The sequence below is a fragment of the Thermoanaerobacter ethanolicus JW 200 genome, from assembly GCF_003722315.1.
Lineage (GTDB): Bacteria > Bacillota > Thermoanaerobacteria > Thermoanaerobacterales > Thermoanaerobacteraceae > Thermoanaerobacter > Thermoanaerobacter ethanolicus.
On the sequence record NZ_CP033580.1, the window covers coordinates 1421990 to 1435908 of the forward strand.

The 13919-nt window shown below is 33.8% G+C and carries 10 protein-coding genes, 1 tRNA gene and 1 riboswitch; of the genes, 9 read left to right on the forward strand and 2 right to left on the reverse strand.

The features are described from left to right. Nucleotides 1–19: 19 nt before the first annotated feature. The 6 genes from polA (at nucleotide 20) to EB239_RS07005 (ending at nucleotide 6825) form a co-directional block, all read left to right on the forward strand. Entirely contained in the window at nucleotides 20–2638 is a 2619-nt protein-coding gene (polA, locus tag EB239_RS06980; protein WP_003871279.1) for a DNA polymerase I, read from the forward strand. Nucleotides 2639–2649: 11 nt separating this feature from the next. Continuing rightward, on the forward strand, nucleotides 2650–3246 hold the full coding sequence (gene coaE, locus EB239_RS06985; RefSeq protein ID WP_003871278.1) for a dephospho-CoA kinase: 597 nt from the start codon (nucleotides 2650–2652) through the stop codon (nucleotides 3244–3246). Between the two features lie 23 nt (nucleotides 3247–3269). Continuing rightward, on the forward strand, nucleotides 3270–3830 hold the full coding sequence (locus EB239_RS06990) for a lytic transglycosylase domain-containing protein (RefSeq protein ID WP_003871277.1): 561 nt from the start codon (nucleotides 3270–3272) through the stop codon (nucleotides 3828–3830). Between the two features lie 75 nt (nucleotides 3831–3905). Then, nucleotides 3906–4940: a nicotinate phosphoribosyltransferase gene (locus EB239_RS06995; RefSeq protein ID WP_003871276.1), complete on the forward strand. Its 1035-nt coding sequence runs from the start codon at nucleotides 3906–3908 to the stop codon at nucleotides 4938–4940. 19 nt (nucleotides 4941–4959) lie between these two features. Then, nucleotides 4960–6543, forward strand: a complete 1584-nt coding sequence (locus EB239_RS07000) for an ABC transporter substrate-binding protein (RefSeq protein WP_003871275.1) — start codon at nucleotides 4960–4962, stop codon at nucleotides 6541–6543. Nucleotides 6544–6737: 194 nt separating this feature from the next. After that, nucleotides 6738–6825: transfer RNA gene (locus EB239_RS07005), tRNA-Leu, on the forward strand. Between the two features lie 287 nt (nucleotides 6826–7112). Here EB239_RS07005 and EB239_RS07010 read toward each other — a convergent pair. Further along, a complete protein-coding gene (locus EB239_RS07010) occupies nucleotides 7113–8156 on the reverse strand; it encodes an IS30 family transposase (protein ID WP_129545120.1) in 1044 nt (347 codons plus the stop codon). A 186-nt stretch (nucleotides 8157–8342) separates the two neighbouring features. Beyond that, nucleotides 8343–8475: riboswitch (cyclic di-AMP (ydaO/yuaA leader) on the forward strand. Between the two features lie 5 nt (nucleotides 8476–8480). Between EB239_RS07010 and EB239_RS07015 the strand changes: the two genes are divergently transcribed. The 3 genes from EB239_RS07015 (at nucleotide 8481) to ltrA (ending at nucleotide 13210) form a co-directional block, all read left to right on the forward strand. Next, the gene (locus EB239_RS07015; protein WP_003871526.1) at nucleotides 8481–9404 is read left to right on the forward strand and encodes a C40 family peptidase; all 924 of its coding nucleotides are present in this window, start codon (nucleotides 8481–8483) and stop codon (nucleotides 9402–9404) included. Nucleotides 9405–9523: 119 nt separating this feature from the next. Continuing rightward, nucleotides 9524–11347, forward strand: a complete 1824-nt coding sequence (gene typA, locus EB239_RS07020; protein WP_003871527.1) for a translational GTPase TypA — start codon at nucleotides 9524–9526, stop codon at nucleotides 11345–11347. 450 nt (nucleotides 11348–11797) lie between these two features. After that, a complete protein-coding gene (gene ltrA, locus EB239_RS07030) occupies nucleotides 11798–13210 on the forward strand; it encodes a group II intron reverse transcriptase/maturase (RefSeq protein ID WP_129545121.1) in 1413 nt (470 codons plus the stop codon). Between the two features lie 59 nt (nucleotides 13211–13269). Here ltrA and EB239_RS07035 read toward each other — a convergent pair whose 3' ends face one another. Beyond that, a complete protein-coding gene (locus tag EB239_RS07035) occupies nucleotides 13270–13842 on the reverse strand; it encodes a lytic transglycosylase domain-containing protein (RefSeq protein ID WP_003871506.1) in 573 nt (190 codons plus the stop codon). Nucleotides 13843–13919: the final 77 nt, after the last annotated feature.

Here is a 13919-nt window from a genome sequence, read left to right on the forward strand (position 1 = left end):
TAAAAATGGGAGTGATTTAATGTCTAAATTTTTAGTAATTGACGGGAGTAGCCTCATGTACAGAGCCTATTATGCCTTGCCAATGCTTACTACAAGTGAAGGATTACATACAAATGCCTTATATGGCTTTACTATGATGCTTATAAAACTTATTGAAGAGGAAAAACCTGATTATATAGCTATAGCTTTTGACAAAAAAGCTCCTACTTTTAGACACAAAGAGTATCAAGACTACAAAGCTACAAGACAAGCAATGCCTGAGGAACTCACAGAACAAGTAGACCTTTTAAAAGAAATTATAGATGGCTTTAATATAAAGACTTTAGAATTAGAAGGTTACGAAGCCGATGACATCATAGGTACTATTTCAAAGCTGGCAGAGGAAAAAGGAATGGAAGTGCTTGTAGTTACAGGAGATAGGGACGCGCTTCAATTAGTTTCAGATAAAGTGAAAGTTAAGATTTCTAAAAAGGGTATAACTCAGATGGAGGAATTTGACGAAAAGGCTGTTTTAGAAAGATATGAAATAACTCCTCAGCAATTTATTGATTTAAAAGGGTTAATGGGGGATAAATCTGATAATATCCCAGGGATACCTAATATAGGAGAAAAAACAGCGATTAAACTTTTAAAAGAATTTGGCAGTGTTGAAAATTTGCTTCAAAATCTTTCTCAACTCAAAGGTAAGATAAAGGAAAATATAGAAAATAATAAAGAATTAGCTGTAATGAGTAAAAGACTTGCAACTATAAAAAGAGACATTCCTATTGAGATAGATTTTGAGGAATATAGAGTAAAAGACTTTAATGAGGAGAAGCTTTTGGAGCTTTTTAATAAATTAGAATTCTTTAGTTTGATTGATAACATAAAGAAAAAAAATAACGTAGAGATTGTAAATAATCATAAAGTTCAAAAATGGTCAAAAGTAGATATAAGAAAATTAATAACTTTATTGCAAGACAGCAGAAATATTGCTTTTTATCCACTAATTTATGAAGGGGAAATAAAGAAAATAGCTTTTTCTTTTGGAGAGGATACTGTTTATATTGATGTTTTTCAAATAGAAGATTTAAAAGAGATTTTTGAAAAAGAAGAGTTTGAATTTACAACCCACGAAATAAAAGATTTTTTAGTTAAACTCTCTTATAAAGGAATAGAGTGTAAAAGCAAGTACATAGATACTGCTGTAATGGCTTATCTTTTAAATCCTTCTGAGTCTAACTATGATTTGGACCGCGTGCTGAAAAAATATTTAAAGGTGGATGTTCCATCTTATGAAGAGGTATTTGGCAAAGGTAGGGATAAAAAGAAGCTTGAAGAAATAGGAGAAGATATACTTGCAGATTACATTTGCAGTAGATGTGTACATCTATTCGATTTAAGAGAAAAGTTGATGAATTTTATTGAAGAAATGGACATGAAAAAACTTTTATTAGAAATAGAAATGCCTCTTGTAGAAGTTTTAAAATTAATGGAAGTAAGTGGTTTTACATTAGATAAAGAAGTCCTAAAAGAGCTTTCACAAAAAATAGATGATAGAATAGCAGAAATACTAGATAAAATTTATAAAGAGGCAGGGTATCAATTTAATGTAAATTCCCCTAAGCAATTAAGTGAATTTTTGTTTGAAAAGTTAAATTTACCAGTAATAAAGAAAACAAAAACAGGATATTCTACAGATTCTGAAGTTTTAGAGCAATTAGTTCCTTATAATGATGTTGTCAGTGATATAATAGAGTATAGGCAACTTACAAAACTTAAATCTACTTATATAGATGGATTTTTGCCTCTCATGGATGAAAACAATAGAGTACATTCTAATTTTAAGCAAATGGTCACTGCTACAGGCAGAATAAGCAGTACCGAGCCGAATCTACAAAATATACCTATAAGAGAAGAGTTTGGCAGACAAATTAGAAGAGCTTTTATTCCGCGGACTAAAGATGGGTATATTGTCTCGGCTGATTATTCTCAGATTGAACTAAGGGTTTTAGCACATGTTTCGGGGGATGAGAAGCTAATAGAATCTTTTATGAATAACGAAGATATACATTTAAGAACAGCTGCTGAAGTTTTTAAAGTCCCAATGGAAAAAGTTACACCTGAAATGAGAAGAGCGGCAAAAGCCGTAAACTTTGGTATAATATATGGCATTAGCGATTATGGGCTTTCTCGAGACCTTAAAATATCAAGAAAAGAGGCAAAAGAGTATATAAATAATTATTTTGAAAGATACAAAGGAGTAAAAGAATATATTGAAAAAATAGTGCGATTTGCAAAAGAAAATGGCTATGTGACTACAATAATGAACAGAAGAAGATATATTCCTGAGATAAACTCAAGAAATTTTACTCAAAGGTCGCAGGCTGAGAGGTTAGCAATGAATGCTCCAATACAGGGAAGTGCGGCTGATATAATAAAAATGGCAATGGTTAAAGTTTATGAAGATTTTAAAAAATTGCAGTTAAAGTCTCAACTTATATTGCAAGTGCACGATGAGCTTGTAGTAGATACGTATAAAGATGAAGTAGATATTGTAAAGAAAATATTGAAAGAAAATATGGAAAATGTGATAAAACTAAAAGTTCCTCTTGTTGTTGAAATTGGTATAGGGCCCAATTGGTTTTTAGCCAAGTGAGGTGTACAAAAATGCAAGTAATTGGACTTACTGGCGGTATTGCATCAGGAAAAAGCACTGTTTCTAAGCTTTTAAAGAAGATGGGTGCTGTGATTATTGATGCAGATATTGTATCGAGAGAAATAATGGTAAAAGGAACAGAAGCATATAATAAAATTGTAGAATATTTTGGAAAAGAAATTTTAAAGGAAGACGGAGAAATTGACAGAAAAAAATTGGGTAATATTGTGTTTGCTGACAGAAGGAAGCTTAAAAAATTAAACGAAATTACTCATCCTATAATAATAGAGCGGATAAAAGAAAAAATAGAAGAAGAAAGAAAAAAAAATCAGCAAAATGCAATTGTATTAGATGCAGCTCTTTTAATTGAAATGAAACTTTATAAAATGGTAGATGAGGTTTGGCTAGTAGTAGTAGATTCAAAAACTCAAATAAAGAGGGTTATGGAAAGGGATAAACTTTCTTATAAAGATGCAATAAACCGAATAAAAAGTCAAATGCCTTTGGATGAAAAGATGAAGTACGCAGATTTTATAATAAACAATAGCAAAGATTTTAAAGCTATGGAAAAACAAGTTACACTATTTTGGGGAAGATTTGCAACATAAATCATAATATCGGAGGAGTTACTTTGAGGAAAAAAGTTGCGGTAATATTTTTGATATTAGTAGGTCTTTTGTTTACTTACGAGTTAAATACTCATTATTTTTTAAAAAAAATTTATCCTCTTAAATACCACAATTATGTAGTTTATTACGCAAAAGAGTATGGCGTAGACCCCTATCTTATTTTTGCTGTAATAAAAGTAGAAAGTAATTTTAAAAGTGATGCAATTTCTAGCAAAAATGCTATAGGATTAATGCAAATTTTACCAGATACTGGAAGATGGATTGCCAATAAAGTAGGGATAAAAAACTACAGCGATGATATGCTTTTTGAGCCTAAATACAATATTCAGATGGGGACATGGTATTTGACTTATCTTCTTAAAACTTTTAATGGAAATATACAGTTAGCTGTAGCAGCTTATAACGGAGGTAGTGGAAATGTAGATGCATGGCTTAAAGACAAGAGATTTTCCAAAGATGGGAAACAGCTACATGCTGTTCCTTATCCTGAGACAAATAGATATATAAAAAAGGTGTTAGCAGTTTATCAGATATATAAATTTATATATGAAACTAAAAGTTGATATGAATATACAAAAAAAGCTGAAAAATTGGTATAATAGTATCGTTAAAAAAGAAAATAAAAAGGGAGGACACAAATGAAACTATTAAAGCATTTAAAAGACTTAAATGAAGTAAAAATTGAAAAGGATAGGGAGTTTTTCTCAGCTACTCATGAAGAAATAAAAAATGCATGGACTACAGATGTGTATTTTTTAAGAACCCAGGATATTTTGTCATATCTTGGTGTACAAGATAAAATAGTCACAGCGGAGATATTTCCAAGAAAAAAAGGAGTTTTTGCAGGGTTACCAGAAGTAATGAGTTTACTTAAAGACAAAAATGTGGAAGTATGGTCTTTGGAAGAAGGGGACACTTTTGAAGCTAAAGATACAGTAATGAGGATAAAAGGGCCTTATAGTGAGTTTGGAATTTATGAGACGGCAATATTAGGAATTCTTGCAAGTTCTTCCGGTTGGGCAACAGCAGCAAGGGAGCTTAAAGAAGTTGCCAAAGACAAACCAATATTATGTTTTGGTGCAAGGCATGTACATCCAGCTGTGGCACCTGTGATGGAAAGGGCGGCTTTAGTAGGAGGGGCAGATGATGCCAGCTGTATTTTAGGTGCAAAATTAATGGGGAAAGACCCTAAAGGGACAGTACCTCATGCTGCTTTTTTGCTTGCAGGAGATACATTAGAAGTGGCGAAAGCTTACAGAGATATAACTCCCCTTGATGAAAAGATAACCATTTTAGTTGATACTTTTAAAGACGAAGTGGAAGAGGCTTTGAGGGTTGCTGAATTTTTAGGGGATAGATTATACGGAGTAAGACTTGATACTCCATCAGAAAGAGGTGGAGTTACACCTAGTTTAGTGTATGAACTAAGGCAAAGATTAAATCAAAAAGGATTTACAAATGTAAAAATTATAGTTTCTGGAGGTTTAAACCCAGAACGGGTAGCAGAACTTTCTGAAAGTGGAGCAGATGCTTTTGGAGTAGGAAGTTACATATCTGATGCTCAACCTATTGATATGACAATGGATATAAAAGAAGTGGAAGGAGTACCTATTGCTAAAAGAGGGAGAATTCCTGGAATTATCGAAAATAAAAAATTGAAAAAGATAAAATAGTTTTCGGAGATGATAGTTAATGAGAAAATTTATTATATTATCTTTCATTTTGATGTTTATTTTTACAGGATGCAAAACTACTCCGCAAAATATGGTAAATTTACCTCAAGCATCTGAGGACAAAACTAAGATTGAAGAAGAAAAGCCAGTAGAGGGTGGCACTTTAAGAGTAAATATTACTTCTTTTGATACATTAAATCCTTTTTTGAATGACAATGAGAGAGTAAGGCAAATGTTAAATTTGTCATTGGAAGGATTAGTTACCTTGGATAAAACTTTAAAACCTATTCCTCAATTAGCAGAAAACTGGCAGATAAATGGACTTAATATAAAATTTTATTTAAAAAAGAATGTTAAATGGCAGGATGGAGTAAGTTTTACAGCTAATGATGTAAAATTTACTTTTGATTCTTTTAAAAATAAGGATGTAAAAAGTCCTTATAGGGATATTCTCATTAACTATCTCTCCTCTTATAAGACAAATGGTGATTATGAATTTGAAGTTGTTTTAAATAAACCTGTTGCAAATCCAATAGCTTTGTTTACTTTTCCTATTCTAGCTGAGCACCAATATAAAGGTAAGGAAGATATTTTAAATAAAGATATTGTACCTATTGGTACAGGGCCATATAAGATATCTTCTTACAGCGTTGGCAGAGAAATTATTTTTGAAAGAAATCCTTATTATAGAGGCGACAAACCTTATATAGATAGTATAGTGTTTAAAATTGTGCCTGATGAAAATGCTATGATAACATCTTTTCAAAGCAAAGAAGCAGATTTTACTTTTTTAAGTGACATAGACTGGGATAAATACAAAGAGATTTCAAACGTAAATATTTATAAATACGTTATGCAAGATTATGTATTTATGGCCCCTAATTATCAAAAGCCAGCTTTGAAAGATTCAAATGTCAGGAAAGCGATGTGTTATGGAATAGATGTTGACAAAATTTTGAGAGATGTATATTTCAGTCATGGGTTAAAGTCATGTATTCCCGTTCGCCCTGATTCGTGGCTTTATAGCAATAAAATAGTATCTCATAATTACGATATAAAAGAGGCAAATAAAATATTAGAGGAAAGTGGTTGGAATTTAGTTAAAGGGATAAGGAGCAATGGAACTTATCAGCTCAAATTTGATTTGCTGGTAAATGCAAATAATCCATATTTGATTAAAGTTGCTCAAATTATAAAGAATAATTTAAAAGATGTAGGAATTGAAATAAACATTGTACCAAAAGATTGGGGCAATTTACTAAGTTCTGTATATTCGGGTAAATTTGATTTGGTGTTAATGGAGTGGAATTTAAGTTATAATCAAGATATGTCTACAATGTTTATGACAAAAGGCAAAGACAATTTTATGGGTTATAGTAATTCTAAAGTTGATGAAATATATAGTAGAATTTTTTATGATTCAGAAGAGAATTCTTTAAAAACAGATTATCAGGCTTTGGAACAAGTTTTTTTAGAGGAACAACCCATAATTGGCCTTTTCTATATTGAAGGAGCAGTTATGGCATATGACAATGTAAAAGTTGTGGACCCTACTGGATTTAATGTTTTTAACAATATAGAAAAATGGTATATCAAAAAATAGGTATTGACACTGACCTAAAAAGATTATATAATTCATAGTGTGACGAAATTAAATAAAGCGTGCGGTGGTGGCGGAACTGGCAGACGCGTACGTTTGGGTGTATGACTATTCAGTGATGGATATTTTAATTGAAATGATTAATAGGTTTGCCACCTTGACAAACGAGTTAAGTGAGCAGTATAATAAAAACGCAGGCGGGCGTGCTGGAATTGGCAGACAGGCATGTTTGAGGGGCATGTGAGAGATGATCTCGTGTGGGTTCAAGTCCCACCGCCCGCACCATAAATAAAAGAGAAAAGAGGCGTTAAGCCTTTTATTTTTTTGTCACACAAATTATTAATTTTTTATAAAATATATTAAAAAAAGATTAAAAAATATAAATTGCAATATTAAATGCAACACCTAATGAAAATCATGTAGATATAGGATTTGGAACAAATCATATATAACCTTAAGCCCATCTTAGTTAACAAATTGAGCGAAGGTCGTGATTTGTCAAGGGTTAAAGTCAGGCGAAGCCTGCCCCTTGACAAATCACGAACGAGCTCTAAACTTTATAAGGGATGGGCTTAACAGATTTTTGCCAGCTCTTCATAAAAGTATTCCTTAGGCGTTTTGTAATTTAACAATTTTCGTGGAAGGTTATTAAGCCAGTTTTCTACTCTCTTTATCGTATCTATAGATAAATCTTTAATACTTTTACCTTTAGGGATGAAACGTCGTATAAGACCGTTATGTCGTTCATTTGTAGCTCTTTCCCAAGATGAATATGGATGTGTATAATATACTTCTACGCCATATTCTAAAAGAGCACTTTCTAAATCACTAAACTCTGTACCATTATCAGATGTTATTGTTTTAAATACTTTGTTTAAATTGTCACCAAACATATCTTTTAATTTTGATAATGCATCTTTAACAGATTTATTGTCTTTTGCATCTAATAAGAATATTATTTCATGGCGAGTCTTACGCTCTATTAATGTTAAAAGGACCTTGTCATTAGATTTCTTGCCAATTAACGTATCTATTTCCCAATGCCCAAAAACTTCACGGCTTTCAACTTCTTTAGGCCTAAAATCAATACTTTTGCCCATAATACGTTTATTTTTACGATTTTGTTTCTTCCTTGGTTTTAAACGTAGTTTTAAAGGTAAATCAATGTTTTTAACTTTTAATAATCCTCTATCTATATAGTTGTACAGTGTTTTAGTACAAACAATGGTTTTATTATTCCAGCTTGGGTCTTTTTTACAATAGCCTACAACTGCATCTGGTGACCATTTTTCATTTAATATTTTATTTTCAGCATATTTCAAGAAATCTTCTGCTTTAGCTACTTTAAATTTAGCTCCGCAATTTGAACGATTTTTTTCGTAGATAGCTTGACCGGTTTCAGGAAAATAGCTTGTATAAGAAGATAAATCACTTCTAAGTTGTGTAGTAGTTCCACGTTTAATTTCACGGCTTATAGTGCTTGGAGATCGATTAAGTTTTTTAGCAATATACCGAATACTTCTTCCTTCTTTGAGTAATGCATAGATCTCTCCTCGTTCATAGCTACTTAAGTGTTTAAAAGAACGCTTTTTTGTGGTATCATTATTATGAACCATAGTGAAAATCCTCCTTGTATGATGTTTAGTTGACACCTATATCATACACGATTTTCACTATGGTTTCTATTTTTTTATCTGTTGCATTTAATTATACAACTAACCAAGATTAAAAAATTTAAGAAATTATAATGTAAACATTGACTTTGACTGTAGGATATGATAAGATAAGACAAAAGGACAAAATATGCAATCTTGCCGAATCCGAAAGGTACGGAGGAACCGCTTTTTGGGGTTAATCTGTAGCTTTAAGCTGCAGTAGGGATACCTTCTGTCCCGCACCCGACAGCTAACTCCGGAGGCAATAAAGGAAGGAGATTTGCAGTGGATCAGCGAATAGGAAAGATGATTTTTGGAATTTCTGTGTTTGGTGCGACGCTGATTGGTAGCTCTTTTTTGAACCCAGCGTTTGCGGAAGGATTGGGAGTTGGAAAGATTACAGGCAATTATGTAAATGTGCGGACTCAAGGAAGCTTATCAGGAAGTGTCATTGCCCGCTTAAATTGGAATGACACAGTGACTGTGTTAGATAAGGAAAACGGGTGGTACAAGATAAAGCTTTCTGATGGAAGAGAAGGATGGGTTTTTGGTGAATATTTATCCGTAAGAAATTCTTCTAATGTCTCAAGAGGAGATTCGGAAAAAGCAGCAAGTGTTGGTATAGTGACAGGTAGTTACGTTAATGTGAGAAGTGAAGCGGGTTTATCTGGCAGCGTTGTAGCACAGCTTAACAAGAATACTACAGTGAATGTGTTGGGTAAACAAAATGGGTGGTATAAAATAAAGCTTTCGGACGGAAGAGAAGGATGGATTTACGGAGAATACTTAGCAGTGAGGAGCTCTTCAAGTATCTCAAGGGGTGAAGTAGATAGGAGTTTGATAGATAAGTTAATAGATTTTGCCAAGTCTTTTGTGGGGACTCCTTATGTCTATGGAGGTTCAACTCCAAAAGGATTTGATTGTTCCGGCTTTGTTCAATATGTTTTCAAGAATGTAGGTATTAATTTACCAAGAACGGCAAATGAGCAAGCTACTGCAGGAGAATATGTAAGTTATAACAATCTTCAACCAGGAGATTTGGTATTTTTTAAAACTTTAGGAAGCAGTGTGATAAATCATTCAGGAATATATATAGGTAATGGTGAGTTTATACAAAGCTCTTCAGGTAGAGGGAAGGTCATAATAAGTCCTTTAAACGAAGGGTATTATAAAGAACATTATGTTACAGCAAGAAGAATTATAAAATGACCTATGATAAAAAGAGTGCTCTAGAGAGTGCTCTTTTTTATATTGACTATTTTTATTCCTTGAGATATTATATAATACTGTATACGCGATATAGCCTATTTTATGGAAGGAGATACCTTATGAAATTTGTAAGAGAAGATGTAAGAAATATAGCCATTATTGCTCATGTTGATCATGGTAAAACTACTTTGGTTGATGCTATGCTTAAACAAAGCGGTATTTTTAGGGCAAATGAAAAAGTTGAGGAAAGGATCTTGGATTTTAACGATTTAGAAAGAGAAAGAGGTATAACAATTCTTGCTAAAAATACTGCTGTTAGATATAAAGATGTGAAAATAAATATAGTGGATACCCCAGGACATGCAGATTTTAGCGGTGAAGTAGAGCGAGTATTAAAAATGGTAGATGGGGTACTTTTGTTGGTAGATTCTTTTGAAGGACCTATGCCACAGACCCGTTTTGTATTAAGTAAAGCATTGGAACTGGATCTAAAACCTATAGTTGTCATAAATAAAATTGATAGGCCTGATGCAAGGCCTCAGGAGGTTATTGACGAAGTCTTAGATCTATTTATTGAATTAGGAGCAAATGATGACCAAATTGATTTCCCTGTTGTCTACACCTCTGCAAAAGAAGGTATAGCAAAATTAAGTTTAGAAGAAGAGTCTCATGACTTGAGACCTCTTTTTGATACGATTTTAGACTATATTCCTGCACCAATAGGAGATATTGAAGCACCATTACAACTTATAGTGACTACTTTAGATTATGATGATTACATTGGGAGAATTGCCATTGGAAAAGTAGTTAGAGGAAAAATAATTTCAGGGGAAGAAGCGGCTATATGTAAAAGAGATGGGTCAATACAAAAAGTTCACATAAATAATCTATATCAGTTTGAAGGACTAAAAAGAGTGCAAGTAGAAGAAGCAAGCTTGGGAGATATTGTGGCGGTTTCTGGCATAAGCGATATTGAGATTGGAGAGACCATTGCAGATAGAGATAACCCCGAGGCGGTAGACTTTGTTCGCATAGAAGAGCCAACAGTTTCTATGACTTTTAGTGTAAATACCAGTCCTTTTGCTGGAACTGAGGGTAAATACGTTACTTCAAGACATTTAAGAGAAAGGCTTTTTAAAGAGCTAGAGACAAACGTCGCATTGCGAGTTGAAGAAACAGATTCTACTGATTCTTTTAAGGTGTCTGGAAGAGGAGAGCTGCATCTTTCTATTTTAATTGAGACTATGAGACGGGAAGGGTATGAATTACAGGTTTCTAAGCCTACAGTGATTTTTAAAGAAATAAATGGAGTAAAAATGGAACCTATTGAACTTTTGACAATAGATATTCCTGAAGAATATATGGGAGTTGTGATGGAAAAATTAGGACCGAGAAAAGCTGAATTGATGGATATGCACACATTAAAGCCAGGAACTATAAGGCTTAAGTTTAAAATACCTACACGAGGCTTAATAGGGTATCGGTCTGAATTTTTAACAGATACAAAAGGAAATGGCATAATGACCTCTGTCTTTTATGATTATGCACCTTACAAAGGAGACATTCCTTCTCGTACGAGAGGCGCTCTTGTAGCTTTTGAGACGGGGGTTGCGACAACTTATGGCCTTTACAATGCTCAAGAGAGAGGGACACTTTTTATAGAGCCAGGTACAAAAGTGTATGAAGGGATGGTTGTGGGAGTTAATTCAAGAAGTGGAGATATTGATGTCAATGTATGTAAGAAAAAACATGTGACAAATTTAAGGTCTGCAACGGCGGATGAAGCTTTGAGGCTATCTCCTGTAAAAAAGATGTCTTTAGAAGAAGCATTAGAATTTATAGATAATGATGAATTGGTTGAAGTTACTCCTCAAAGCATTAGAATACGAAAAAAGATTTTGGATTCACAACAAAGATATAAAAATGCAAAATATAACAAATAAGGGAGCCTTTTTGGCTCCTTTATTATTTATGTGCGCCCGGCATGGGCGATAACTAGGCGGTGAAAGTCCGCTGTGGGCTTGGTAGTGGGAACCACTAGCCAAGAGCAAGGGTGTCCATCGTGAGGTGGAATCTGAAGGAAGCTTAAGGCAAAATCTCGGTCTGATGAACAAGAACCAGATAAGAGGCTGAATTGGGATGGATGAGTTTGCGTAACAAAACGAAGTCCAACACTACCCGAATCCCATACAGTAAATCTGGCAGATATATGAGATGAAAGTTATCGTTCTTACCCGGGGAGGTCTCAAGGATAAGTCATGGAAGTAAAATCTGAAGTGACAACCCATGCAGTGATGTATGGCTGAACCTTGAGAAGTCAGCAGAGGTCATAGTACTTATCTAGACAATAATAGATAAGGAAGGACCGAACGTTAGGAGGTTTTGGAAATCTTATGGACTCGAAAGATATGCAGAGACTGCAGACAACTCAACCAAGAGGCTATCCGTTGAATAGAGAAATGGAATTTCAAAAGACAACGGAAGTGCATAGTATATCATCGGCGTCGGAAGATGGAAGAAACGAGGTACAAAGATATACCGGCAAGATGCTTGAAATGATAGTAGAACGAGGGAACATGGAAGCAGCATACAAGCGCGTTGTTGCAAATAAAGGAAGCCATGGAGTCGATGGGATGGGAGTAGATGAACTTCTACCGTATCTCAAAGAAAACTGGGCAACCATAAAACAACAACTGCTGGAGGGGAAATACAAACCACAACCAGTGCGAAGAGTAGAAATTCCCAAACCTGATGGAGGAAAAAGACTACTAGGAATACCTACAGTACTAGACAGACTAATACAACAAGCAATAGCCCAAATACTAAATAAAGTCTACAACCATACATTTTCTGATAGCAGTTATGGATTCAGACCAGGACGCAGTGCAAAAGACGCAATAAAAGCCGCAGAAGCATACATAAATGAAGGATACACATGGGTTGTAGATATGGACTTAGAAAAGTTCTTTGACAGAGTAAACCACGACGTAATAATGTCCAAACTAGAAAAGCGGATAGGGGACAAAAGAGTACTAAAGTTAATACGAAGATACTTAGAATCAGGAGTAATGATAAACGGAATCAAAATATCAACAGAAGAAGGGACACCCCAAGGAGGGCCATTAAGTCCCCTATTAGCAAACATAATGTTGGACGAACTAGACAAAGAACTTGAGAAACGAGGGCATAAATTCTGCCGATATGCAGATGACTGCAACATATATGTAAAAAGCAGGTCTGCAGGAAACAGAGTAATGAAGAGCATAAAGAAATTCATAGAAAGCAAATTAAAACTAAAAGTCAACGAAGCAAAAAGTGCTGTAGATAGACCATGGAGAAGAAAATTTCTTGGATTTTCATTCTATACAAAAGAAAACGAAGTAAGAATAAGAATCCATGAAAAATCCATCAAAAGGTTTAAGGAAAAAGTAAGAGAAATAACCAATCGGAACAAGGGAATAAGCATGGAAAACAGAATAAAAAGACTAAATCAAATAACAACAGGATGGGTCAACTATTTTGGATTAGCAGACGCGAAAAGCATAATGAAAACCCTTGACGAATGGATAAGGCGAAGACTAAGGGCATGTATATGGAAACAATGGAAGAAGATAAAAACGAAGCATGATAACTTAGTAAAACTAGGAGTAGAAGAACAAAAAGCCTGGGAATACGCCAATACAAGGAAAGGCTACTGGAGAATATCCAATAGCCCAATCCTAAATAAGACTCTTACAAATAAATACTTTGAAAGCATAGGTTATAAGAGTTTATCCCAAAGATATCTAATTGTACACAATTCCTAATGAACCGCCGTATACCGAACGGTACGTACGGTGGTGTGAGAGGACGCTGAATAAAATAATTATTCAGCTCCTACTCGATTATATAAGTCATTTAAAATTTTGTTTATATAATTTATAGTTTCTTGGTAAGGGGGAATACCTTGATATTTTTCTACTGATTGAGGACCAGCATTATATGCAGCTAATGCTAATCTTATGTCATGGTAAGTATCCAACAAATTTTTTAGGTATCTTACTCCTCCATCTATATTTTGAGAAGGGTCAAAAGGATTGGATACATTTAATTCCTTTGCAGTTGAAGGCATAAGCTGCATAAGTCCCATCGCTCCTGCAGAAGAAACTGCGAATGGATTAAAATTAGACTCTGCTTTGATGACCGCTCTGATGAGATTTGCATCTACATTATATTTTTGACTGGCCCGTTGTATTAAATCTTCAATTTGTTGTAAATTTGTATTTTTTGATGGCGCATTATTACTCACATTTCCTGAATTGTATTGTTGATTTTCTATAGCATTGTTTAAAACTTCAGCAAAAGGTTTATCAGTGTTAAATATTTTTATATTAGCAGGGAGTCTGCTTTGAATTTCGCGAAATTTATTTTCAATTATTTGATTTACAATATTTGTCAATTCAATCCCTCCTATAATATATAATTCGACAAAATTCTTCTAAAACCTCTTTTAAAAGTGCAAATTAGTAAAAAAGT